This is a genomic window from Kribbella flavida DSM 17836 (assembly GCF_000024345.1).
In the GTDB taxonomy this organism is placed as follows: Bacteria; Actinomycetota; Actinomycetes; order Propionibacteriales; family Kribbellaceae; genus Kribbella; species Kribbella flavida.
The window spans coordinates 5406038-5428038 of the sequence record NC_013729.1; the positions used below are offsets into that span (position 1 = coordinate 5406038).

General features: G+C 71.3%; 22 protein-coding genes. 11 read left to right on the plus strand and 11 right to left on the minus strand.

Annotated features, from left to right (window positions below; genetic code table 11):
* Positions 1–72: 72 nt before the first annotated feature.
* Together KFLA_RS24825 and KFLA_RS24830 are read right to left on the minus strand one after the other, a co-directional pair.
* Positions 73–1851: a 3-hydroxyacyl-CoA dehydrogenase family protein gene (locus tag KFLA_RS24825; RefSeq protein ID WP_012922579.1), complete on the minus strand. Its 1779-nt coding sequence runs from the start codon at positions 1849–1851 to the stop codon at positions 73–75.
* A gap of 126 nt (positions 1852–1977) precedes the next feature.
* Positions 1978–2865, minus strand: a complete 888-nt coding sequence (locus KFLA_RS24830) for a class I SAM-dependent methyltransferase (protein ID WP_012922580.1) — start codon at positions 2863–2865, stop codon at positions 1978–1980.
* A gap of 128 nt (positions 2866–2993) precedes the next feature.
* Between KFLA_RS24830 and nucS the strand changes: the two genes are divergently transcribed.
* The 5 genes from nucS (at position 2994) to KFLA_RS24855 (ending at position 8076) form a co-directional block, all read left to right on the plus strand.
* A complete protein-coding gene (gene nucS / locus KFLA_RS24835) occupies positions 2994–3653 on the plus strand; it encodes an endonuclease NucS (RefSeq protein WP_012922581.1) in 660 nt (219 codons plus the stop codon).
* A 99-nt stretch (positions 3654–3752) separates the two neighbouring features.
* Positions 3753–4028 carry a hypothetical protein gene (locus tag KFLA_RS24840; RefSeq protein WP_012922582.1) on the plus strand — a complete coding sequence of 92 codons (276 nt, stop codon included), beginning with the start codon at positions 3753–3755 and terminating at the stop codon, positions 4026–4028.
* Between the two features lie 22 nt (positions 4029–4050).
* A complete protein-coding gene (glmS, locus tag KFLA_RS24845) occupies positions 4051–5871 on the plus strand; it encodes a glutamine--fructose-6-phosphate transaminase (isomerizing) (RefSeq protein WP_012922583.1) in 1821 nt (606 codons plus the stop codon).
* A gap of 76 nt (positions 5872–5947) precedes the next feature.
* Positions 5948–7054 carry an esterase-like activity of phytase family protein gene (locus tag KFLA_RS24850; RefSeq protein ID WP_012922584.1) on the plus strand — a complete coding sequence of 369 codons (1107 nt, stop codon included), beginning with the start codon at positions 5948–5950 and terminating at the stop codon, positions 7052–7054.
* Between the two features lie 95 nt (positions 7055–7149).
* Positions 7150–8076 (plus strand): FAD-dependent oxidoreductase, encoded by a 927-nt coding sequence (locus KFLA_RS24855; protein ID WP_012922585.1) that lies wholly within the window; start codon positions 7150–7152, stop codon positions 8074–8076.
* Here KFLA_RS24855 and pdxR read toward each other — a convergent pair whose 3' ends face one another.
* Positions 8077–9480, minus strand: a complete 1404-nt coding sequence (gene pdxR / locus KFLA_RS24860; RefSeq protein WP_012922586.1) for a MocR-like pyridoxine biosynthesis transcription factor PdxR — start codon at positions 9478–9480, stop codon at positions 8077–8079.
* A gap of 47 nt (positions 9481–9527) precedes the next feature.
* On the opposite strand from pdxR, the gene KFLA_RS24865 reads away from it, so the two are divergent.
* Together KFLA_RS24865 and KFLA_RS24870 are read left to right on the plus strand one after the other, a co-directional pair.
* A complete protein-coding gene (locus tag KFLA_RS24865; protein WP_012922587.1) occupies positions 9528–9992 on the plus strand; it encodes a carboxymuconolactone decarboxylase family protein in 465 nt (154 codons plus the stop codon).
* Positions 9993–9998: 6 nt separating this feature from the next.
* Complete coding sequence (locus tag KFLA_RS24870) at positions 9999–10712, plus strand: isocitrate lyase/PEP mutase family protein (RefSeq protein ID WP_012922588.1); 714 nt, start codon at positions 9999–10001, stop codon at positions 10710–10712.
* Here the strand turns inward: KFLA_RS24870 and KFLA_RS35925 are convergent.
* The 6 genes from KFLA_RS35925 to KFLA_RS24900 all read right to left on the minus strand — a co-directional run bounded on the left by KFLA_RS35925 (position 10687) and on the right by KFLA_RS24900 (position 16445).
* Complete coding sequence (locus KFLA_RS35925) at positions 10687–11331, minus strand: hypothetical protein (RefSeq protein ID WP_012922589.1); 645 nt, start codon at positions 11329–11331, stop codon at positions 10687–10689. The genes KFLA_RS24870 and KFLA_RS35925 overlap by 26 nt on opposite strands.
* A gap of 12 nt (positions 11332–11343) precedes the next feature.
* Positions 11344–11919: a hypothetical protein gene (locus KFLA_RS24880; RefSeq protein ID WP_012922590.1), complete on the minus strand. Its 576-nt coding sequence runs from the start codon at positions 11917–11919 to the stop codon at positions 11344–11346.
* Between the two features lie 13 nt (positions 11920–11932).
* Complete coding sequence (locus KFLA_RS24885) at positions 11933–13072, minus strand: zinc-dependent alcohol dehydrogenase (protein ID WP_202797277.1); 1140 nt, start codon at positions 13070–13072, stop codon at positions 11933–11935.
* 96 nt (positions 13073–13168) lie between these two features.
* A complete protein-coding gene (locus KFLA_RS24890) occupies positions 13169–13642 on the minus strand; it encodes a pyridoxamine 5'-phosphate oxidase family protein (RefSeq protein WP_012922592.1) in 474 nt (157 codons plus the stop codon).
* Between the two features lie 17 nt (positions 13643–13659).
* Positions 13660–14496: an alpha/beta hydrolase family protein gene (locus KFLA_RS24895; RefSeq protein WP_012922593.1), complete on the minus strand. Its 837-nt coding sequence runs from the start codon at positions 14494–14496 to the stop codon at positions 13660–13662.
* Positions 14493–16445, minus strand: a complete 1953-nt coding sequence (locus tag KFLA_RS24900) for a hypothetical protein (RefSeq protein ID WP_012922594.1) — start codon at positions 16443–16445, stop codon at positions 14493–14495. Before KFLA_RS24900 ends, KFLA_RS24895 begins: the two co-directional genes overlap by 4 nt.
* A gap of 85 nt (positions 16446–16530) precedes the next feature.
* Here KFLA_RS24900 and KFLA_RS24905 point away from each other — a divergent pair, with 85 nt between their 5' ends.
* The gene (locus tag KFLA_RS24905) at positions 16531–17016 is read left to right on the plus strand and encodes a pyridoxamine 5'-phosphate oxidase family protein (protein WP_012922595.1); all 486 of its coding nucleotides are present in this window, start codon (positions 16531–16533) and stop codon (positions 17014–17016) included.
* On the opposite strand, the gene KFLA_RS24910 is transcribed toward KFLA_RS24905, so the two are convergent.
* The gene (locus KFLA_RS24910) at positions 17013–18986 is read right to left on the minus strand and encodes a protein meaA (RefSeq protein ID WP_012922596.1); all 1974 of its coding nucleotides are present in this window, start codon (positions 18984–18986) and stop codon (positions 17013–17015) included. The two genes, KFLA_RS24905 and KFLA_RS24910, sit on opposite strands and share 4 nt — an antisense overlap.
* Before the next feature lie 84 nt (positions 18987–19070).
* The gene (locus tag KFLA_RS24915) at positions 19071–19415 is read right to left on the minus strand and encodes an STAS domain-containing protein (protein ID WP_012922597.1); all 345 of its coding nucleotides are present in this window, start codon (positions 19413–19415) and stop codon (positions 19071–19073) included.
* 121 nt (positions 19416–19536) lie between these two features.
* On the opposite strand from KFLA_RS24915, the gene KFLA_RS24920 reads away from it, so the two are divergent.
* From KFLA_RS24920 to KFLA_RS24930, 3 genes are all read left to right on the plus strand, one after another.
* Positions 19537–19869: a hypothetical protein gene (locus KFLA_RS24920; RefSeq protein WP_012922598.1), complete on the plus strand. Its 333-nt coding sequence runs from the start codon at positions 19537–19539 to the stop codon at positions 19867–19869.
* 192 nt (positions 19870–20061) lie between these two features.
* Positions 20062–20736, plus strand: a complete 675-nt coding sequence (locus KFLA_RS24925; protein WP_012922599.1) for an RNA polymerase sigma factor — start codon at positions 20062–20064, stop codon at positions 20734–20736.
* Between the two features lies 1 nt (position 20737).
* Positions 20738–21931 carry a CU044_5270 family protein gene (locus tag KFLA_RS24930; protein WP_012922600.1) on the plus strand — a complete coding sequence of 398 codons (1194 nt, stop codon included), beginning with the start codon at positions 20738–20740 and terminating at the stop codon, positions 21929–21931.
* Positions 21932–22001 lie beyond the last annotated feature (70 nt).

Sequence of the window (22001 nt, forward strand, 5' to 3'; positions counted from 1 at the left end):
TGGTAGGCCGGCGACGAGGCTGTCAGTCGGAGCGGCCGCCTCGGTCGAACGGGTGGTTGTCGCCCGAGGGGGTCAGGAGGTGTAGTCGCGGAAGCCGCGGCCGGTCTTGCGGCCGAGGTAGCCCGCGGTGACGAGATGCTCCAGCAGCGGTGCCGGGGCGAAGCCGGGCTCGCGGAACTCCAGGTAGAGGGTGCGCTGGATGGCGAGCGAGACGTCCAGGCCGACCACGTCGAGCAGCTCGAACGGTCCCATCGGCAGTCGGCAGCCGAGCTTCATCGCGGCGTCGATGTCGTCGACGCCGGCGTAGTGCGCCTCGAGCATCCGGACCGCGTCGTTCAGGTACGGGAAGAGCAGCGCGTTGACGATGAAGCCGGCCCGGTCGCCGCAGCGCACCGGGTGCTTGCCGGCGGCAACGGCCAGGGCGGCGACGGCGTCGGCGACCTCCGGCGCGGTGCTGACCGTGCTGACCACCTCGACCAGCTTCATCACCGGGGCCGGGTTGAAGAAGTGCAGCCCGACCACGTCGGCCGGCCGCTTGGTCGCCATCGCCAGGTCGATCACCGGCAGGCTGGAGGTCGTGGTGGCCAGGATCGCGCCCGGCTTGCAGATCTCGTCGAAGGTCTCGAACAGCGCCTGCTTGACGCTCAGCTCCTCGACCACGGCCTCGACCACCAGGTCGGCGGTCGCCAGGTCGTCGAGCTTGGCGGTGCCGATGATCCGGGCGAGCGCCGCGTCGCGCTCCTCCGACGACAGCTTGCCGCGCTGGACCCCCTTCTCCAGCGACCGCTCGAGCGCCGCCCGGACCCGGTCGACCTTCTCGGTGCCGCGGGCGACGTACAGCACGTCGTAGCCGGCCTTGGCGCAGACCTCGATGATGCCGACGGCCATCGTGCCGGAGCCGACCACGCCGACCTGCTTGACCGGCCGCACCGGGGCCTGGTCGTCGGCGGGCTTCGGGGTCAGGTCGTCGTCGACCACGACCGGGGAGTCGGGCGCCTCGTAGGTGTAGAAGCCGCGCCCGGTCTTCCGGCCGAGCAGCCCGGCGGTGACCATCTGCTTGAGGATCGGCGCCGGCGCGTGCAGCCGGTTGCGGCCCTGCTTGTACATCGTGTCGAGAATCTCGTACGCCGTGTCGAGGCCGATCAGGTCGAGCAGCGCCAGCGGGCCCATCGGGTAGCCGCAGCCCAGCCGCATCGCCGCGTCCACGTCCTCGCGGGTGGCGTACCGCGACTCGACCATCGAGACGGCGTGGTTCAGGTAGCCGAACAGCAGCGCGTTGGCGATGAACCCGGCCCGGTCGGCGGCCACCACCGGGACCTTGTCGAGCCGGCGCGCCAGCGCGAGCACGTCCTCGACCACGTCCGGCTCGGTGACGACGGTCTTGATCACCTCGACGAACTCCTGCACCGGCGCCGGGTTGAAGAAGTGCATACCGACGACGCGGCGCGGGCGCTCGGTGGCGACCGAGATCTCGGTGACCGACAGCGACGAGGTGTTGGTCGCCAGGATCGCGTCCTCGCGGACCACCTTGTCCAGCGCGGAGAAGATCTCGCGCTTCAGCTCGAGCCGCTCGATCACCGCCTCGATGACCAGGTCGCAGCCGGCCAGCGCTTCCAGCTCGGTGGCGAACGTGACCCGGTCGAACAGGGCCTGCTGGTCCTCCACGGACAGCTTGCCTCGCTTCACCGCCCGGTCGGTCGAGTGCTGGATGTGCCCGCGGCCGCGCTCGACCGCCTGCTCGTCCCGCTCCACCCCGACCACGGTCAGCCCGTGCCGGGCGAACACCTCCGCGATGCCGGCCCCCATCGTGCCGAGCCCGACCACACCCACCGTTGTCAGTTCACGCGCCATGGCTCGAAGTGTGCCAGTCACCAGGTGGTCTGCCCATGAGGTGAGTCACCACCGAGGGCAACCTCACACCCGCGCCCCCCGAGATCCGCCGCACACCGGCAACTGGCGGCCGAGCGACTGCGCCGGTCACGCGTCGACCACCTCGGCGAGGACATGGAGCCAGCCACCGGAGCGGGTCTGACCTCGGCGCACCTGCAGCACCTGCCAGCCGGTCTGCGCCAGCAAGACGCGCAGGGGTTCCTCCTGCCAGCACCTGAAGTGGCGTGGCAGCTCGAGGGAGCGGTCGGACCACTCGACGCCGTCCCCCTCGCGGGTGCTGAAGGCGAGCAATGGAGCGGCCTTGGCGCACTTGGTGAGCACCGTCGACAGCTGGTCGGGGGTGAAGTGCAGGAAGACCGCGTCGGCGAAAACCACGTCGTACGGGCCGCCGTAGTCGTCGGTGAGCGCGTTGAGCCGGTCGGCCGAGAACCCGTCGGCGCGCATCATCTCCAGGAAAGCGAGCGTGGCGTCGGTACGCCGTACCCGGTGGCCGCGGCGTTCCAGCTCGGCGGCGTCGCGGCCGGTCCCGCTCCCCAGCTCCAGCACGTCACCGCCCGCGGGCAGCGCCTCGTCGACCAGGCGGATCAGGTTCTCGTTCGGAGCACGCGGGATCGTGGACGCGAAAGACTCGGCGCGTTGCTCGTAGGCAGCCAGGGTCACCGTGTTCGCGTCGAGCGAGGAGACGACGCTCCAGTCGTCGCCGGTGTGCTCGACGACCGCAGGCAAGTCGACACCCACCTCCGGCCCGACGACGACCACGGTCTCCCCGCGGTGCAGATCGGCGATCGCCTGCAGGTCCCGGACGGCGTCCGGCAGCACGCTCAGCATCGCCCCGAGCCGCTCCGCCAGCTCCGCCGCTCCGCCGACCTCGGCCCCGGCGTACACGACGGAGACCCGCTCACCGGTCAGTTGGTCAGCCCAGGTCGCTCCACCCAGCGGCAACAGCACCAGCCGCGCGGGACACATCAGATTCATCGGGCACTCCCCCTCAGTCGTCGTGCCTTCAGGCTCCCATCACGCACCCGCCGCCACCATGAACCCAACCGGAATCCCGAGCGCACCCTCCATGCACCCACCAGGAATCTGGACTACGGTGTCTCCTCGTGCGCCTGGTGATTGCTCGTTGCTCAGTGGACTACTCCGGCCGGCTGACCGCCCATCTCCCGATGGCGCCGCGGCTGCTGATGGTGAAGGCGGACGGGTCGGTGCTGATCCACGCCGACGGCGGGTCGTACAAGCCGCTGAACTGGATGTCGCCGCCGTGCAAGCTGACCGAGGAAGAGGGCGTCTGGAGCGTCACCAACAAGGCCGGTGAGGAACTGCGGATCACCTTCGAGGAAGTCGTCAGCGACACGTCGTACGAGCTGGGCCTGGACCCCGGGCTGATCAAGGACGGCGTCGAGGCGCACCTGCAGGAACTGCTGGCCGAGCACGTCACCACCTTCGGCGAGGGCTGGACCCTGGTCCGCCGGGAGTACCCGACCGCGATCGGGCCGGTCGACCTGCTCTGCCGCGACGCCGACGGCAAGCACGTCGCGGTCGAGATCAAGCGCCGCGGCGAGATCGACGGCGTCGAGCAGCTGACCCGCTACGTCGAACTGCTGAACCGCGACCCGCTGCTCGCCCCGGTCCGCGGGGTTTTCGCTGCGCAGCTGATCAAGCCGCAGGCCCAGTTCCTGGCCGCCGACCGCGGCCTGGAGTGCGTCACCGTCGACTACGACGCCCTGCGCGGCATGGAGTCGGACGTTCTCCGACTCTTCTGACCTGCTTCGGCAGTGAAAATCTGAACTAACAGCTGAATCTGCCCGATTTCAGGCAGATTCTTGGTGTTGCGCCGCCTCACCCGGCAGAGTTGTCGGGTGATGAGTGAGGTGACGGGGCCCAGCGACGAGCTGGTCGACCAGGTCAGCCGGACCACCGGCCTGACCACCGAGGACGCCCGGCGGGTGGTCGCCGACGTGCTCGCGTACTTCACCGAGACCACCGAGCAGTACGTCCGGCGCCGCCACCGCGAGCTGCAGACCTACGGCGCGCGCAACGAGGAGATCTTCGCCCGGCTGAGCGCCGAGCTGCGGCACTGGCCGGTCCGCTCCCCCGAACTGTCTGCCCGTCAGCTGCGGCGCATCGTCTACGGCTGACCAAGCGAGAGGAACCAACCCCATGTGCGGAATCGTCGGGTACGTCGGCACCAAGCCGGCCGCCCCCATCCTGGTGGACGGCCTGGCCCGGCTGGAGTACCGCGGCTACGACTCCGCCGGCGTCGCGGTGGTCGGCTCCAGCGAGCTGAAGGTGCACAAGGACGCCGGCCGGGTCCGTGAGCTGGAGGCCTCGCTGCCGAAGCGGTTCGGCGGCAAGCTCGGCATCGGGCACACCCGGTGGGCCACCCACGGCGGCCCGAGCAAGGACAACGCACACCCGCACGTGAGCGCCGACCAGCGGATCGCGGTCGTGCACAACGGCATCTTCGACAACGCCGGCGTGCTGCGCGCCCAGCTGGAGGACGCCGGCGTCAAGCTGCGCTCCGACACCGACACCGAGGTGCTCGCGCACCTGATCGAGCAGGCCGAGGGCGACACGCTCGAGGACAAGGTGCTGGCCGCGCTGCGCCGGATCGAGGGCACCTACGGCATCGCCGTGATCGACCTGGACTTCCCCGACCGGATCGTGGTCGCCCGCAACGGCAGCCCGCTGATCCTCGGCGTCGGCGACGGCGAGATGCACGTCGCCTCCGACGCGGCCGCGCTGATCCGCTACACCCGTCAGGTCGTCTACCTCGACGACGGCGAGCTGGCCACCGTGCGCGCCGACGGCTACCGCACCTTCACCCAGGACTCCCGAACCACCACCAAGACCGAGAAGACGGTCGAGTGGGACGCCGAGGAGTTCGAGCGCGGCGCCCACGAGCACTTCATGGTCAAGGAGATCCACGAGCAGCCGGAGGCCGTCCAGCGGGTGATTCGCGGCCGGCTCGACGAGCGCTTCCACGCCGTTCACCTGGGCGGCCTGAACATGGACGCCCGGGAGGCCCGCGAGATCAAGCGGGTGAAGATCCTCGGCTGCGGTTCGGCGTACTACGCCGGCCAGCTCGGCGCCCAGTTCATCGAGGAGGTGGCCCGGATCCCCGCCGACGCCGAGCCCGCGTCGGAGTTCCGGTACCGCAACCCGGTGGTCGAGCGCGACACCCTGTACGTCGCGGTCAGCCAGTCCGGCGAGACCCTGGACACGCTGGTGGCCGTCCAGGAGCTGAAGCGCAAGGGCGGCCGGGTGATCGGCCTGGTGAACGCCGTCGGCTCCAGCATCGCCCGGGAGGTGGACGGCGGCGTCTACCTGCACGCCGGCCCGGAGGTCTCGGTCGCCTCGACCAAGGCGCTGACCAACATGGCCGTCGGGTTCGCGATGCTCGGCATCCACCTGGGCCGGATCCGCGACGTCTCGCCCGCCGACGGCCGCCGGCTGATCGAGGGCCTGAAGAAGATCCCGGCACAGATCCAGGCGATCGTCGACACCGAGCAGGAGCTGGCCGAGATCGCCGGCCGGCTGTCCCGGCACGAGAGCCTGTTCTTCGTCGGCCGGACCCGCGGCTACCCGGTGGCCCGGGAAGGCGCGCAGAAGCTCAAGGAGATCTCCTACCGGCACGCCGAGGCGTACCAGACCTCCGAGCTCAAGCACGGCCCGCTGGCGCTGATCTCGCCGGACGTGCCGACGGTGGCGATCGTGCCCGACGACGAGTTGCTGGACCGCAACATCGGCGCGCTGCACGAGATCGCCGCCCGGTCCGGCCCGCTGTACGTCGTCACGCACCCGGGCGTCGAGATCCCTGACGGCGTGGCCGCGGTGATCGAGGTCCCGAAGAACGAGCCGGAGCTGGACCCGATCCTGCTCACGATCCCGCTGCAGCTGCTCGCGTACCACGCCTCGGTCGCCCTCGGCCACGACGTCGACAAGCCGCGCAACCTGGCGAAGTCGGTCACCGTCGAGTAGGGCCGGCCGTCGGCGGTTCACCTGCTGTTGGGTGGCGTAGGTTTCGATGGGTCGACCTCGAACCGGAAGGACACCCATGCGCTGGCAGGGACCACTCGCGGCGACCCTCACCGTCGCCGCGCTGACCACTTCGCTGACCGCCGTCCCGTCCGCTGCCGCGGCCGTACCTGCCGGCCACGGCGGCGGACCAGGCGGGAACTGCTCGCCGAACGCCCAGTTCCTCGGCTTCAGCGACAGCCTGGACAAGACCACGTACGCCGGTCAGAAGGTGGCCGGCCTGTCCGCGCTCGACGTGACCCGCCCTGGCCACGCCGTCGCGCTCGTCGACAACGTCGAGACGAGTCCGGCCCGGGTCTTCGACCTGCGCATCACCAGCAAGCCGACGGTTTCCGTCGCCGGCATGACGGTCCTGCGCCGCACCGACGGTACGCCGTACACGGGCGCCGACTTCGACGGTGAGGGCCTGGTCGTCGAGAAGGGCGACCGGACCATCCTGGCCGCGTCGGAGCGCGAGCCGTCGATCCGCCGGTTCCGGTTGTCCGACGGCCGGCAGACCGCGTCGCTGCCGGTGCCCGCCCGCTTCCAGGTGGCACCGGCCGGGCAGGCGTCGGCCAACGCGACCTTCGAGTCGCTGGCCGTCAGCCGGGACGGGCGCTCGCTGTTCGCCGGCATGGAGGGCCCGCTGGCCCCGGACGGCACCGACTCCGCCGGCAGCGGCCGCAACCGCATCATCCGGTACGCCGGTCTGTCGGGCCACGCGTACCGTCCGGTCGAGCAGCTCGCCTACAAGACCGATCCCGGCCTGTCGCTGGTCGAGCTGGCCGTCGTCGACCGCGACCAGCTGCTTGCGATGGAGCGCACGTTCGTCGCGGGCGTCGGCAACACGATCCGCGTGTTCACTGTCTCGCTGCGGCACGCCACCGACGTCACCGCCCGCGAGTCGCTCGCCGACGCACCCGCCCACGTCTTCCTGCAGAAGAAGCTGCTCTTCGACCTGGTGAACTGCCCGCCGTCCGGCGCCGTCGCCAAGCAGCCGCAGCCGAACCCGCTGCTGGACAACGTGGAGGCACTTGCCCTCGGCAACCCGCTGCCCGGCGGCCGCCGCCAGCTCTACCTGCTCTCCGACGACAACGCCGGCGCCGCCCAGACCACTCGGCTGTACTCGCTCGCCGTCCGCGTCTGACCTGGACGTCCGAAGCACCCTGCGTGGTGGCGCCGGGTTCTTCGGACGCCGGCGGCGAGGTGGCGGGAACGTGGTGGGCAGGTGACAATCTGTGGATGCGCGTGATCGTGGTGGGTGCCGGCGTGATCGGGCTGACGTGTGCCGTCCGGCTGGCCGAGGCGGGGTACGACGTCGGGCTGTTCGCGCGGGATCTGCCGCTGGAGACCACGTCGGCGGTGTCGGCCGCGATCTGGTACCCGTACCTGGCCGCGCCCGAGGACCGGGTCGCCGACTGGGCGCGCACGTCGTACGCCGAGTTCGCCGAGCTGGCGCAGAGCCAGCCGGCGGTGCGGATGCGGCGCGGGCGGGAGTTCCTGACCACCCCGCGGCCGGATCCGTTCTGGGCGGACGTACCTGCTGACTTCGAGCGAATCGCGGCGCCGCCCGCGGGCTTCCAGGACGGCTGGTCGTTCAGCACGCCGGTGGTCGAGATGCCGCTCTACCTGCAGTACCTCGTGCAGCGGCTGGAGGCAGCGGGTGGCTCGCTGACCCGAGCCGCGCTGTCCGCCCTGCCGAACTCGGCCGAAGTGGTGGTGAACTGCGCCGGCCTCGGCGCCCGGCTGACCGCCGGCGATCCCACCGTGACGCCGGTCCGCGGCCAGGTGCTGACCGTCGAGCAGTTCGGCCTGACCGAGTGGCTGCTCGCGGACCAGAACCCGCACGACCTGACGTACGTCGTACCGCGGTCGCACGACGTCGTCATCGGCGGCACGAGCCGGCCGGACAGCTGGGACCTGGCCGTCGACGCCGACACCGCCCAGGCGATGCTCGACCGGGCCGCGGCGCTCGTTCCCGGCCTGCGCAACGCCAAGGTACTCAAGCACCGCGTCGGCCTGCGCCCGGCGCGGCCGGCGGTGCGGTGTCAAAGCGTGCATGTCGGCGACCAGACCGTCGTTCACTGCTATGGCCACGGCGGTTCCGGTGTCACACTCAGCTGGGGCTGTGCCGACGAGGTTCTGGCCCTGGTCAAGAACGCGGCCTGATCACACGTCGAGGATCTGGCAGAGCAGGTCCAGCGCTCCGGAGTAGGCGTGGTCCGGTGGAGTGCCGTAGCCGACGACGAGGGCCTGGCGGCCGGAGTCCTCAGTGAAGTGGTAGCGGTGCAGCGCGATGAGCCGCAGGCCCTGGCGCACACCTCGGTCCACCATGTCCTGCGCATCACCCGGTACGTCGAGCAGCACGTGCAGACCGGCGGAGATGCCTGCCACCCGTACGCCGGGAGCCCGGGTGGCGAGCAGTTCCACCAGCCGGTCGCGGCGGCGCCGGTAGTGCAGCCGGGACCGCCGGACGTGGCGGTCGTAGTGCCCGGAGGCGATGTACTCGGCCAGTACCAACTGGTCGAGCGTCGCAGTCTGCAGATCCGCTGTGCGCTTCGCGGCGAGCAGGGGCTCCATCAGGTGCTGGGGCACCACCATCCAGGCCAGACGCAGGCCGGGCGCGAGGCTCTTGCTCGCCGTACCGGTGTAGACGACGCGTTCGGGGTCGAGGGTCTGCAGCGCGCCGACCGTCTGCCGGTCGTAGCGGAACTCGCCGTCGTAGTCGTCCTCGATCAGCACCGCACCGGTCTCCCGCGCCCACTCGATCGCCGCCGTCCGCCGCTCCGGCGCGAGCGGGACACCGGTCGGCATCTGGTGCGCCGGAGTCAGCAGCGCGGCCTCACCGGTGAGCTGGCCGGTGCGGACGCCGTGCTCGTCCACAGTGACCGGTACCGGGGTCAACCCGCGGGACCTGATCACGTCCCAGTGCAGCCTGTAGCCGAACTCCTCGACCGACAGCGTGGTCGCGCCCTGCCGCTGCAGTACCTCGCTGAGCAGGCTGAGGGCCTGGACGTAGCCCGAGCAGATCAGGATGCGTTCCGGGTCCGCGTGGACGCCGCGGGCCCGGGCCAGGTAGTCCGCCAGCATCCGCCGCAGCTCCGGCCGTCCGCGTGGATCGCCGTACCCGAAGGCGTCGTTGGGTGCCGAAGTCAGCGCCTTGCGGGCGGCGGCGAGCCACTCCGCACGCGGGAAGGTAGCGAGGTCGGGTGAGCCCGGTGTGAGGTCGTAGCGGAACCGCCGCTGGTGGATCGGCGCCGGTGGGGACGCCGCCAAGACAACGCCGGGACGCCCCGCCACCACCGTGCCAGATCCCTGCCGAGCGGTCAGCCATCCCTCGGCCACCAGCTGCCCGTACGCGTCGGCCACGGTGTTCCGGGCGATGCCGAGGTCTTGGGCGAGCGTCCTGGACGACGGCAGCCGCGTCCCGGGCACCAGCCGTCCGCTCCGGATCGAGGCGTGCAGCGCCGCCACCAGGTCGGCCCGCCCGCGACTCCCGCTCAGATCCAGGTGCAGGTCCGCGCCCGCGCGTGACCCGTCCGGAGGCTGCGAATTGGCCCGTCGATCCGTCATGAAAGTGGACCATACACCTGGGCCTGTTCCCACCTACCGTGGTGGACATGAGCACAACGACACGACGCAGGGTCAAGGTGGCCTCGCTGGCCCCGGAGTTCTACCAGGCGATGATCGCGCTGGACGCCCAGTCCGCGCTCGGCCTGGATCCCCTGCTCGCCCACCTGGTCCGGATCCGCGCCTCGCAGCTGAACGGCTGCGCGTACTGCCTCGACATGCACACCCTCGACGCCCGGCACCTGGGCGAGTCCGAGCAGCGCCTGCACCTGCTCGCCACCTGGCGCGAGGCGGGCAAGTTCTTCACCCCGAAGGAGCGGGCCGCGCTCGCCCTCACCGAGTCGATCACGCTGGTCAGCGTCGACCACGTGCCGGACGAGGTGTACGACGCCGCGGCCGAGCAGTTCGACGACAAGGAACTGGCCCAGCTGATCGGCCTGATCGTCACCATCAACGCCTGGACCCGGATCGGCGTCACCGGCCGGCTCGAGCCCGGCCACTACTCGCCGAGCTGAGTCCCGGTGAGTCGAGCCGAAACCTTCCGTGCCCTGCACCACGGCGGCACCCCGCTGGTGCTGCCCAACGCCTGGGACCCGGTCAGCGCGCGGATCGTCGCCGAGGCCGGCTTCGCGGCGGTCGCGACCAGCAGTGGCGCGACCGCCCGGGTACTCGGGTACGACGACGGCGAGCTGACCCCGCCGGCCGAGATGTTCGCCGCGATCGCGCGGATCGTCCGGGCGGTCGACGTCCCGGTCACCGCCGACCTGGAGGCGGGCTACGGCCTGGCCCCGCAGGAACTGGTGGACCGGCTGCTCGACACCGGCGCGGTCGGCTGCAACCTGGAGGACTCGACCGGCTCCGGCCTGACCGATCTCACCCGCCAGGCCGACTACCTCGCCGATGTCCGCGCCGCCGCCGGTGCCGATCTGGTCGTCAACGCCCGCATCGACACCTTCTTGTCCGGCGGCACGGTGGCCGACGCGATCGAGCGCGGCCGGGCCTACCGCCGGGCCGGCGCGGACTGCGTCTACCCGATCTTGGCGCCGCTGGACGTGATCGCCGAACTGAAGTCGGGCATCGGCGGCCCGCTCAACGCGCACGCCGCTCCGGACGGCCCGACCCCGGACGAGCTCGCGGCAGAAGGCGCCACCCGCATCTCGTACGGCACCAGCCTGCACAAGGTGGTGATGGCAGGTTTTCGTGACTACCTCAGCACGCTGAAGCCGCCCGGCTGACCTCGGCGGCCGTCGGTCGGTCGCCGGCCGGGACGGATGGGAAACTGCGGCACACCGCGATGGCCTCGACGAGCAGGCGACGCAGCAGCGGGTCGGGGTGCGGGTGACGGAAGTCGGTCACCGCACGCACCGAACCAGCCAGCGCGAGTGCCGCAGTCGTCTCGTACGCCGCAACTCCCGTCCCGTCCCCCGTGACACCGGCCGCCTCGTCGTCGCGCAGAGCGGCCAGCGTCCGATCGGCCTGCTCGACCGCGGCGACGAGGATGCGCGCGTACTGCGCCGAGACGTGCGGCGCCACGAGCGGCAGGCACCGGGCGACCAGGGCCGGCGCGATCCGCAGGTCCGTGGCGGCGGTCCCGATCACCGACGGGATCAGCGGCGCGAGCAGAGGTCGGCCCGCCGCCGACGTCTCGTCGTTCACCTCCCGCGCCACCAGGGCGAGCAGTGGATGCGTGCAGTCCGGGTGGTCGGACCACGGCGCACCCGCCAGGTACGACGCGTACTCCATGAAGCAGGCGCCGTGGTCGGCGGTGCGGTGGCTGCCGACGGACAGCACCGGCAGACCGTCGACCGCTCGCGGCTTGCGATGGTCCGGGCCGAACAGCTTGATCCAGGTCATGGTGTCGGCCGATCAGTCGTGGCTTCGTCGGGTGAGCCGGCGGACGACGCGATAGCCGACCACGGCGGTGAGGATCCACGGGCCCGCGACGATGATTGGGTCGAGCGGCTGGTGCACCAGGTCCGCGCGCTTCTGGCCGCGCCGCGAGGCGATGCCGTGGTACTTGAACTCGCTCAGTACGCCGGTCTCCGCGATCAGGTTGTCCGGGTGCCGGGAGACGAAGGACCGGGCGGTGCTGCCGACCGCGTCCACCCGGTCGGCGGCGATCAGCAGCAACCAGTGCGCGGCCCGGCCCTCGCTGTAGCGCCGGTAGGCCAGCTTGCGGATCGCTCCGGACACGCCCCGCGGCGGGCACGAGGTGCCGAAGACCGGGGTGAGCATCTCGTGCTCGATCGACCGCTCCCGCGGCCACTTCTCCTGCTGGCGCTCCGGGAAGTCCCAGGTCGCGCCGAACGGGTGTGGGTCGAACACCTCGCGCGGCACCGACGGACGGTCGGCGGGATCGAGGTCCGCGCCCCAGCCGGGGATACGGGCGCGCAGTTGCTCGCTGGTCTCGGACGGCTTCGGCTTGTCGGCGGTGTAGGGCATGCGATCTCCCGGTTCAGGCGGCGTCGGGCACGATGAGGGGCTTGATGCAGCCGTCGAGCTTGGCCGAGAACAGGTGGTAGCCCTCGGCGATGTGCTCGAGCGGGATGCGGTGCGTGACGATGTCGCTCGGCTTCAGGTAGCCGTTGCGGATGTGCTCGAACAGCCGCGGCCACTGCCGTTTGACCGGCGCCTGGTTCATCCGCAGCGTCAACCCCTTGTTCAGCGCGTCCCCGAATTTCACCGCGCTGAACAAGGGGCCGTAGGCCCCCATCACCGAGACGGTGCCGCCCTTGCGGACCCCGTCGATCGCCCAGTTCAGCGCGATCGGCGACCCGCCCTGCAGCTTCAGCTTCGCCGCGGTGACGTGCTGCAGCAGGTTGCCGTCGGCCTCGGCGCCGACCGCGTCGATCGCCACGTCGGCGCCCAGGCCGTCGGTGAGCTTCTTCAGCTGCACCACGATGTCGGCGTACTCGGTGAAGTTGTGCGTCTCGGCGTGGGCGAACGTGCGGGCCTTCTCCAGCCGGTACTCCAGGTGGTCGATCACGATCACCCGGCCGGCGCCCATCAGCCAGGCCGACTTCGCCGCGAACAGGCCGACCGGGCCCGCCCCGAAGACCACCACGACGTCGCCCTCGACGATGTCGCCGAGCTGGGCGCCGAAGTACCCGGTGGCCAGCGCGTCGGTGAGCAGCACCGCGTCGTCGTCGTCCATCCAGGCCGGGATCGGGCTCGGGCCGACGTCGGCGAACGGGACCCGGACGTACTCCGCCTGGCCGCCGTCGTAACCGCCGCAGGTGTGCGAGTAGCCGTAGATGCCGCCGACCGCGGTGGCGTTCGGATTGACGTTGTGGCAGTTCGAGTACAGGCCGCGGGCGCAGAAGAAGCAGGTTCCGCAGAAGATGTTGAACGGCACCATCACCCGGTCGCCGGGCTGCAGCGTGGCCACCGACGGGCCGACCTCGTCGACGATGCCGACGAACTCGTGGCCGAACGTCATGCCGACCCGGGTGTCCGGCATCATGCCGTGGTACAGGTGCAGGTCCGAGCCGCAGATCGCGGCCCGGGTGACCCGGACGATCGCGTCGTTCGGATGCTCGATCGCCGGCCGGTCCTTCTGCTCGACCCGGACGCGGTACGGGCCGCGGTACACCATCGCTCGCACTCAGCCACCTCCTGCCGCTGTCCGCCACCGCTGCGGCGGCGGACTTCCGCCGTACCCCTCAGCACGGCGGATAAACCGGCGGGCAGGTCAGTCGAGCGCGACCACCCGCCGGGAATCGGCGCCCGTGCCGTACTCCGGGTCGCCGCCGCGGATCAGGACCGAGTGCTCGACCGCCGTGGCCCGGTAGAGCCGGAACAACCCCTCGCCCTGCAGCTCCGGCAGCGTGAAGTGGCGTTCGGGGTCGAGCCGGCTGTTGTAGATCGCCATCGCCTGCTCCAGCTCGTCGTCGGAGATCCGGGCGGCGGTCGCCTCGACGTACAGCGCCTGCGCCTTGCCGACCGCGACCCGCGAGTCGAAGATCGCCAGACTCACCTCCGGCCGGGCGGCGATGTTCCCGGAGTGCCGGGTGTCCGGGGAGGAGACCCAGTAGAAGTGGCGGTAGTCCTGCGGCACGAAGTACACCGGGCTGACCCAGGGCTTCCCGTCGGCGTCCGCCGTGCCGAGAGCGAGGTAAAGGTTGTCGTCGATCAGCTGTCGGGCCAGGGCAGCGTGGTCGGTCATTCGGGCCTCCAGTGGGCTCAGCCGAGTAGTCGCAGGGTCTCGTCCCGGCAGGCTACCCAGGCGTCGTGCTCCGGGTCGATGAGCTCGAAGTGCCCGACCCGCGGCAGCTCGGTCAGCCGCACCTGCCCGCCGGCCCGCCGCACGGCGTCGCTGTACCGGCGGCTCTGCTCGATCGGCACCTGGCGGTCGTCCGTCCCGTGCACCAGCGCGACCGGCACCGGCAACGGCACCTGCTCGTACGGCGACGCGGCGGCGTACGAGACTCTGCTGTCGGCCGGTCCGGATCCCATCAACCGCTGCACCGCATCACCACCGACCCGCTCGTCGTACGCCTTCACCAGATCAAGGACGCCGGCCTGCGCCACCGCGCCCTTCAGGACGACCCGGGGCCGGGCTCCCGGCGTACCAGCGGCGAAGGCCGGCCGCCCTGCGGCCCAGACCGCCAGCTGCCCACCGGCCGAGTGGCCGAGGGCGACCACCTGCGCCGGATCGATCCGCGGCTGGTCCCCGAGCGCGTCGATCGCCGCGGCCACGTCCTCGCAGGTGGCCGGCCAGCCGCCGCCGTTGCCGACGCGCCGGTACTCGATCGCGTACCCGGCGACACCGTGCTTCGCCAGGTCCGCGGCCAACGGCGTCGCCAGGCCCTTGCCGTAGGCGCTCATCCAGAAGCCGCCGTGGATCACCACGACGGCGGGTACCTGGCGGTCGCCGGACGGAAGGTGGAGCTCCGCCACCTGAGACGGGTCGTCGCCGTACCTCACCTCCACCGCAGGCCGTTCGAGCGGCTCGTCATCGCACCCGCCCAAGGCGGCGGTGCCCAGGACGAGCCGGACGAGCGAGCGACGCGTGATCATGGCGAGGGGTTCGGTCCTGCGCCCGCGAAGGATGGGTTGAGGCGGAGCAGGTAGACCAGCGCCCAGTCCTGGTCGTTGGCGAGGGGGTCGGCGACATGGGCCGGGAGGTTGTTGACGGCGCTGGGGTAGACGAAAGCGCAGGTGGCTGAGCCGTCGGCGTGGAAGTTGACCAGGTTGGCGCGCAGGATCGCTTCGCCCGCGGCACGGAGCTGGTCGGAAGGCAGCAGCTCCTCCGGCCAGGTCAGGTAGACGGCCGCGCTCAGGACGGACCAGTAGTGCGGGAACACGTCGCCCCACAGCCGGAGCAGACCGAACCAGTAGCCGTCCCAGTGCCGGATCGGTACGTGCCGCAGCCGTACGTCGGGCTGGTCCGCGGCGAACGCGGTCAGCCAGGGCAGGCGACGGGTGAGCTCGTCCGGGGCGATCGTGCCGGGCGCCTCCTGGTACGCCGCGATCAGCAGTTCCAGCAGCGGCGCGACCATCGACTGCTCGTAGTTGACCTCGTGCGGCGGCAGGTCGTCGCCGTAGTCCAGGAAGGCTCGGGCGTGCCGGGCGAGGTGCTCGCGCAGGCGGGCGGCAGTGTCCGGGTCGGTCAGCGTCGCCAGTTCGCGAAGGAGTGGGCCGAGGTCGAAGGCGAGGAAGTGGTCGCCGCCCAGGGCGTAGTACTGGTCGAGGATGCGGACCGCGCCGGCGGTGTCGCCCTGGCCGAGCAGGAAGCGAGCGAACCAGGGGAAGTTGTAGAGCCGCACCCGGCTCTCGTGCAGGCTGTCGTCTGCGACTGTGCCGTCCACGGCGACCAGATGCTCGAGGACGAACTCCTGATAGCCGGCCAGTGCTTCGTCCAGCTCGACCCGGTCTCCCCAGCCGCGGTCCCGGGCTGCCTGGAGGAGCAGAGCTGTACCGATCCGCTCGCGCGCGTCGGACCAGTCGCGCCAGCCGCCCGAGAGCACCCGCAGGCCGGTCTGGGCGTCGTACGGGACGAACGAGAATCGGCGGCTGTCGCTCAGCTCCACCGGTCGCTGGCGATCCAGCACGAACCGGATCCGCCGCTCGACGATGTCCCGCAGCGGCTCGTGGAACAGCACGCTGATCCGGGCGCGCGCCTTGCCGTCGGTCGCCTCGATGTACTGGATGCCGGCCGTCGCCGAACTCACCGCGGACGGGCCGCTGGCGCCCTCGGCCAGCTCCAGCGTCAGCGACTCCCCCACCTCGGCGGCCAGCCCAGGTGCGTCGATGAGCGGCTGCCAGCTCGCCCGGAAGTCGGCCAAGGTGTCGAACCACTCGAGCTGCCAGGTCCACCGGTGCGACTCACCAGGTGCGAGCATCAGGGGAGCTTGGCCGCCCATGGCGTGCGGCGCTCGCGCATGGTCGGTGACGTGCAGGTAGAGGTGGCCACGGCTGTTGCTGCTGGTCACACTGTCGCGCGACTCCACGGAGTACGCCCAGAGCTCGCCCTCCACCATCCGGAGGCCTAGTCCGGGACCGCTGCCATCCATCGGCACTGCCCAGACCCAGGAGTCGGCGCCGCCGGTCCACACGTGGGCGTGCACCGCACTGCGCAGACTCTCCCGGCTCGAGCTGTAGAGGTCGCGCCACGGCGTACTGATGCCCAGCGAGCCGATCTCCACCGGGGCGTCGCCGGTGTTGCGCAGCTCGTACGTCTCGGTCCAGCGGTCGCCGAAGCGCCGGCCGACACGCAGCTCCAACTCACCGAAGCGGTACAGCAGGTCGATGCCGGTCTGCCGCCAGCGAGTGAAGGCCGGTGCGTCGAACCGGTGGCTGCCGCGGGAGGTGACCACGAACCCCTTGCCCCAGTAGTGCGCCGGGTCGTGCCAGGCGCCGTCCGCGAGCAGCATCGAGTGCCCGCGCGACGGGTGCAGCACCGCCGCGACCGCCCCGTCGTCCGTCACCTCGGCCCGCCCGGCCCCGACCGCGAAAGTTTCCGGCATTGTCCCAACCTAGCGATGTCGAGCACCACGCAGCAGCTTCGTCCCCCTGGTGAAAGGCACCCACCCGATCGAGAGGAACAGCACGATGAACCAGCACGAGATCGCCGAAATCCTGGCCAAGCCGTACTCCCAGCAGCTGCTCAACGGCAGGATTCCGGCCCGCTTCGCCTACGTCGGTCTCGACGGCGACCCGCGGGTCGTGCCGCTCGGCTTCCACTTCGACGGCGAGCGCCTGCAGCTGTTCACCGTGCCGAAGGCCGCCAAGGTGAACGCGCTGCGCAAGAACCCGCGGGTCGCGATCACCATCGACACCGAGGGCTTCCCGCCGAAGGTCCTGCTGATCCGCGGCACCACCGAGCTGCGGCTGGAGGACGGCGTTCCGGCCGACTACCTCGCCTCCGGCAAGCTGGTGCCCGCCGACGAGTTCGACGCCTGGAAGGCCGGCGTCGAGGCCCTGTACGACCAGATGGTCCGGATCACTGTCACCCCCGACTGGGTCAAGCTGCTCGACTTCGAGACCACGCTGCCGAAGTCGGTCGCCGACCTGATCGCCGAGAAGCAGGGTGGCTAGGGGCTCGCGTGGCGGATGACGTCGACGACGTCGGCCATCATGCCGGTCAGGTCGTAGTCCTTCGGGGTGTAGACGGCGGCGACGCCGGCGGCCTTCAGGGCGCGGGCGTCCGCGTCGGGCACGATGCCGCCGACGACGACCGGGACGTCGGTCAGGCCGGCCGCGCGCAGGCCGTCGACCACTTGCGGCACGAGCTCCATGTGGGAGCCGGACAGGATCGACAGGCCGACGCAGTGCACGTCCTCGGCGACCGCGGCGGCGACGATCTGCTCGGGCGTCAGCCGGATGCCCTGGTAGATCACCTCGAAGCCGACGTCGCGGGCCCGGACGGCGACCTGCTCGGCGCCGTTGGAGTGACCGTCCAAGCCGGGCTTGCCGACCAGCAGCCGCAACCGCCCACCGAGCTGCTCGGCCGTGGCGGCCACCTTCGCCCGCACGGCGGCGATCTCGGCTCCGCCTCCGGAGGTCCCGACCGAGCCGGACACCCCGGTCGGCGCACGGTACTCCCCGAACATCTCCCGCAGTACGCCGGCCCACTCGCCCGTCGTCACCCCGGCCCGGGCACAGGTCAGCGTCGCCGGCATCAGGTTGCCGGTGCCCTTGGCCGCCTCGCGCAGCGACGCCAGCGCCTCCTCGACCGCCTTCGGGTCGCGCTGGGCACGCCACTGCTCGAGCGACGTCAGCGCAGCGGCTTCGGCCGCCGGGTCGACGGTCTGGATCGCCGTGTCCAGGTCCGCGGTGAGCGGCGACGGCTCGGTGTTCTCGAACTTGTTGACGCCGACGACGATCTGCTCGCCGGACTCGATCCGCTGCCGCCGCTCGGCGTGCGACGCGACCAGCGCCTGCTTCAGGTAGCCGCTCTCCACCGCGGCGACCGCACCGCCCATCGCCTGGACCCGGTCGATCTCCTCGCGCGCGCCCTCGACCAGCTCGGCGACCTTCGCCTCGATCACGTGCGACCCGTCGAAGATGTCGTCGTACTCCAGCAGGTCCGACTCGTAGGCGAGCACCTGCTGCATGCGCAGCGACCACTGCTGGTCCCACGGGCGGGGCAGCCCGAGCGCCTCGTTCCAGGCCGGCAGCTGGACCGCCCGGGCGCGGGCGTTCTTCGACAGCGTGACGCCGAGCATCTCCAGCACGATCCGCTGCACGTTGTTCTCGGGCTGCGCCTCGGTCAGACCGAGCGAGTTCACCTGGACGCCGTACCGCAGGCGCCGGGCCTTCGGGTCGGTCACGCCGTACCGGTTGACGCAGATGTCGTCCCACAGCCGCACGAACGCGCGCATCTTGCACGTCTCCTCGATGAACCGCACGCCGGCGTTCACGAAGAACGAGATCCGCTGCACGACGTCGCCGAACCGGTCCGGCGGGACCTGGCCGCCGGCACGGACCCGGTCGAGCACGGCGATCGCGGTCGACAGCGCGAAGGCCAGCTCCTGCACCGGCGTCGCCCCGGCCTCCTGCAGGTGGTAGCTGCAGATGTTGATCGGGTTCCACCTCGGCACGTTGGTGACCGTGTAGGCGATCAGGTCGGTGGTCAGCCGCAGCGAGGCGTCCGGCGGGAACGCGTAGGTGCCGCGGGACAGGTACTCCTTGACGATGTCGTTCTGCGTCGTGCCGGTCAGCTCGTCCGGCGTCGCGCCCTGCTCCTGCGCGGCGACCTGGTACAGCGCGAGCAGCCACATCGCGGTGGCGTTGATCGTCATCGACGTGTTCATCTGCGCCAGCGGGATCCGGTCGAACAGCGCCCGGACGTCGCCCAGGTGCGCCACCGGTACGCCGACCTTGCCGACCTCGCCCTTGGCCAGCCGGTGGTCGGCGTCGTACCCGGTCTGGGTCGGCAGGTCGAACGCGACCGACAGTCCGGTCTGGCCCTTGGCCAGATTGCGCCGGAACAGCGCGTTCGACTCCGCGGCCGAGGAGTGGCCGGCGTACGTCCGCATCACCCAGGGTCGGTCCGTCTCGGTCATGTACCCGAGAGTAGGACTGTGTGTGCTTGTGAGTCCGCAGCTCGTGACCGGAGTCACCAGCGGCCTAGATCACAGGCTCCGGGACTAGGCAGAGATCGGTAGTGGGGTCCGCTCGACGCTCAGGATCCGGTGCAGCCGGGTGACCGCGAGGATCCGCACCACCGAGGGGACCGGGTGCCGCAGCACGAGCCGGCGCCCGAGCAGCTGGGTCCGGCGGTGGGTGGCGACGAGCAGGCCGAGACCGGCGGCGTCGATCGCGTCGACCGCCTCCAGATCGACCACGACGTCGCCGTCGGTGCGGTCGATCACGTCGTACAGCAGCTGGCGGGCCGCGCCCACCGAGCGGACGTCGAGCAGTCCGGCCAGGCGGACCACGTTGTCGGTGACTGGGTCGGCGTTGGTCCCTGCGTGTGGGGTCGGTGCGAGCATGTCCGTGCCCTCCGCTCTTCCGGCAGCCCCCGAGTTGGCCGCACTGCAGCGTGTGTTGGTAAAGACTCCACGGCGACCCGGAAGGTTGCCAAGACCTCACGATCTTCCTTTTCGCGCGACAATGGTGTGCGTGTTCGCCGACCAGTACTTCCTGTTCCCGGTGGTGGCCATCGCGCTGACCGCCGGGATGGTGCTGCTGTGCCGCTGGGCCTTCTCCCGGCCCAAGGGCGGCTCGCTGGTCCGGCGGACCGACTACTCGCCGGCCGACAAGACCACGTTCGGGCTGCTGGTCGACGTCCGGACCACCTCGACGTACAACGAGGCCCGGGTCAGCGTGTCGATGCTGAAGGACCTGGGCATCAAGGCGACCGCGGCCCGGACCAAGGAGGGCTGGTCGGTCTACGTCTGGCCGGCCGACGAAGCGGCGGCCCGCGGGTTCCTCGACGCCTCCTGAGCCGGTCAGTTTTCGCCGAGTTCAACTCCGCTGTCCTCCCCGGGCCTTGCTCGGGCGTCTCCGTCTCGGCAACCGACGGGGTACGAGAAGGGGTCTGGGGACATCGGACAAGTACAGGGTGAGCCGACCGGCAGCGCCGCTGCCCCGGGTCCCGCCGCCGGACCTGCCTCGGCCGGTCCTGTGAGGAGCCCGATGACGCCCGACCTCGCCCTGGCGACCGTCGCCCTGCCCGGCGGCTCCGCCCGGGCCGGGCGCTCCAGCCCGGTCGGGCGCTCCACCTCGGCAGGCCACGAGGTGACCGGCGCCGACGAGGACGGTCTGGTCCTGGAGTCGTCGGTGCGGCAGCCGGACCGGTTCGCGCTGATCTTCGACCGGTACTTCCCGCAGGTGCACGCGTACGTCGCCCGCCGGCTCGGCACCGACCTGGCCGACGACCTGGCGGCGGAGACGTTCCTGATCGCCTTCCGGCAGCGGGACCGGTTCGACCGCCGCAGCGGCGTGGTCCGGGCCTGGCTGTACGGCATCGCGACCAACCTGATCCGGCGCCATCGGCGCGACGAGCTGCGGGCCTGGCGCGCGACCGCGAAGCTGCCCGTGCCGCTGCCGGCGGGCGGGCACGAGGACCGGGTCGCCGCGCAGGTCACCGCCGAGGGCGCGAGTCCGCAGCTCGCCGCCGCGCTCGCGAAGGTGGCCGGCCGGGACCGCGAGGTGCTGATGCTGGTCGCGCTCGGCGGGCTCAGCTACGACGAGGTCGCGGCCGCGCTCGGGATCGCGTACGGCACGGTCTGCTCGCGGCTGTCCCGCGCCCGCAGAGTCGTCCGGGAACACCTCGGCGACACCGACCCGACCCGCCTGGAGGAGGACTGAGATGGACGACCTCGACCGCATCCGCTCGGCCTTCCCCGAGCCGCCCGCGCCGAGCCCGGAAGCGGCCGCCAAAGCCCGCCGGGAGCTCCAGCAACTGATCAGCCAGGCCCAGCCGGCGCCGGACCGGCAGCGACCTCTGGCCGCGCGCAGCTGGAGCGCGACTGTCGCCGCGGACCGGCGGCACCGCTGGTACGCCGCGGCGCGGTCGGGCCGGATCGGGATCGCGCTGACGGCGACGGCCGCGACCGTCGCGGTGGCCGCGCTCGGCGTACCGCTGCTGATGACCCCGGGCAGCGGTCCCGACGCCGCGCCCGTGCCGAGCACAGTGACGCCCACCCCGCGGCTGGTGACGGCCAGCCAGGTGCTGCTGGACCTCGCGGTCAAGCAGGAACAGGACGAGAAGGTCTCCGGCGCGTACTTCCGGGTCCGCAGCCTGCAACTGCGCGCCACCGCCGAGGTCGGTCGGCCAGGTCAGAAGTACCGGATCGAGCGGCGCAGCCTCACCGAGAGCTGGATGCCGATGAAGCCGGGGGTCGAGTCCTGGCTCGGGTGGCTCGATCTCGGCGCTCGGCCGGCCACTGCGGCCGACACCGCGCGGTGGAAGGCCCAGGGCTCGCCACGGTCGTGGCAGCTGGCCCACGAGGAGGACCCGGTGACGATGGCGCCCGGTGCGACGACCGTGCGCAAGATGACCTTCGACGAGGTGCCGCCCGGGTACTACCTCAGCGGAGAGAAGCCGGTGACCGCACGGCAGATCCAGGCGTTGCCGACGGATCCGGCAGTCCTGCGCGCAGTGCTCGCCCGGGGCGTCCAGCCGGGGGCGACGCGGGAGGAGATCGACTACACGGTCTTCTGCGCCGCCGGCCGGTTGCTCTTCGAGATGCCGTCGCCGCCGAAGCTGCGCGGTGCGGCGTTGCGGGTGCTGTCGAAGCTGCCAGGTGCCCGCTTCAAGGAGCACGTCAAGGATCCGATCGGCCGTCCCGGCACCGAGATCTCCTTCGACTGGAGCGTCCTGGGCCGTCCGACCACCCGCAGTACGGCGTCGAAGGACACTCTCACCCGGTACGTCGTCGATCCCACCACCGGCCGGCTGCTGAGCTCGGAGACCTTCGGCCTCAAGGCCGGCGCCAGCGTCGTACTCGAGTCCGGCTGGACCGACGAACGTCCCACTCCCCCGTCCCCGACCATCCGCTGACCACCTCGCAGCCCGCGAGAACTGCCCTGCCCGCACGGCCTCTGCGCGCTGGACGGATCACCGGGGCGCG

What these genes read in the sequence shown, in the direction of transcription:
- KFLA_RS24915 (WP_012922597.1), bottom strand. Translation starts at nt 19,415, where the DNA reads ATGCTCGCACCGACCCCACACGCAGGGACCAACGCCGACCCAGTCACC.
- KFLA_RS24905 (WP_012922595.1), top strand. Translation starts at nt 16,531, where the DNA reads ATGAACCAGCACGAGATCGCCGAAATCCTGGCCAAGCCGTACTCCCAG.
- KFLA_RS24855 (WP_012922585.1), top strand. Translation starts at nt 7,150, where the DNA reads ATGCGCGTGATCGTGGTGGGTGCCGGCGTGATCGGGCTGACGTGTGCC.
- KFLA_RS35925 (WP_012922589.1), bottom strand. Translation starts at nt 11,331, where the DNA reads ATGACCTGGATCAAGCTGTTCGGCCCGGACCATCGCAAGCCGCGAGCG.
- KFLA_RS24825 (WP_012922579.1), bottom strand. Translation starts at nt 1,851, where the DNA reads ATGGCGCGTGAACTGACAACGGTGGGTGTGGTCGGGCTCGGCACGATG.
- KFLA_RS24840 (WP_012922582.1), top strand. Translation starts at nt 3,753, where the DNA reads ATGAGTGAGGTGACGGGGCCCAGCGACGAGCTGGTCGACCAGGTCAGC.
- KFLA_RS24885 (WP_202797277.1), bottom strand. Translation starts at nt 13,072, where the DNA reads ATGGTGTACCGCGGCCCGTACCGCGTCCGGGTCGAGCAGAAGGACCGG.
- pdxR (WP_012922586.1), bottom strand. Translation starts at nt 9,480, where the DNA reads ATGACGGATCGACGGGCCAATTCGCAGCCTCCGGACGGGTCACGCGCG.
- KFLA_RS24895 (WP_012922593.1), bottom strand. Translation starts at nt 14,496, where the DNA reads ATGATCACGCGTCGCTCGCTCGTCCGGCTCGTCCTGGGCACCGCCGCC.
- KFLA_RS24900 (WP_012922594.1), bottom strand. Translation starts at nt 16,445, where the DNA reads ATGCCGGAAACTTTCGCGGTCGGGGCCGGGCGGGCCGAGGTGACGGAC.
- KFLA_RS24925 (WP_012922599.1), top strand. Translation starts at nt 20,062, where the DNA reads ATGACGCCCGACCTCGCCCTGGCGACCGTCGCCCTGCCCGGCGGCTCC.
- KFLA_RS24830 (WP_012922580.1), bottom strand. Translation starts at nt 2,865, where the DNA reads ATGAATCTGATGTGTCCCGCGCGGCTGGTGCTGTTGCCGCTGGGTGGA.
- KFLA_RS24880 (WP_012922590.1), bottom strand. Translation starts at nt 11,919, where the DNA reads ATGCCCTACACCGCCGACAAGCCGAAGCCGTCCGAGACCAGCGAGCAA.
- KFLA_RS24865 (WP_012922587.1), top strand. Translation starts at nt 9,528, where the DNA reads ATGAGCACAACGACACGACGCAGGGTCAAGGTGGCCTCGCTGGCCCCG.
- KFLA_RS24850 (WP_012922584.1), top strand. Translation starts at nt 5,948, where the DNA reads ATGCGCTGGCAGGGACCACTCGCGGCGACCCTCACCGTCGCCGCGCTG.
- KFLA_RS24920 (WP_012922598.1), top strand. Translation starts at nt 19,537, where the DNA reads ATGGTGTGCGTGTTCGCCGACCAGTACTTCCTGTTCCCGGTGGTGGCC.
- glmS (WP_012922583.1), top strand. Translation starts at nt 4,051, where the DNA reads ATGTGCGGAATCGTCGGGTACGTCGGCACCAAGCCGGCCGCCCCCATC.
- KFLA_RS24930 (WP_012922600.1), top strand. Translation starts at nt 20,738, where the DNA reads ATGGACGACCTCGACCGCATCCGCTCGGCCTTCCCCGAGCCGCCCGCG.
- KFLA_RS24910 (WP_012922596.1), bottom strand. Translation starts at nt 18,986, where the DNA reads ATGACCGAGACGGACCGACCCTGGGTGATGCGGACGTACGCCGGCCAC.
- KFLA_RS24890 (WP_012922592.1), bottom strand. Translation starts at nt 13,642, where the DNA reads ATGACCGACCACGCTGCCCTGGCCCGACAGCTGATCGACGACAACCTT.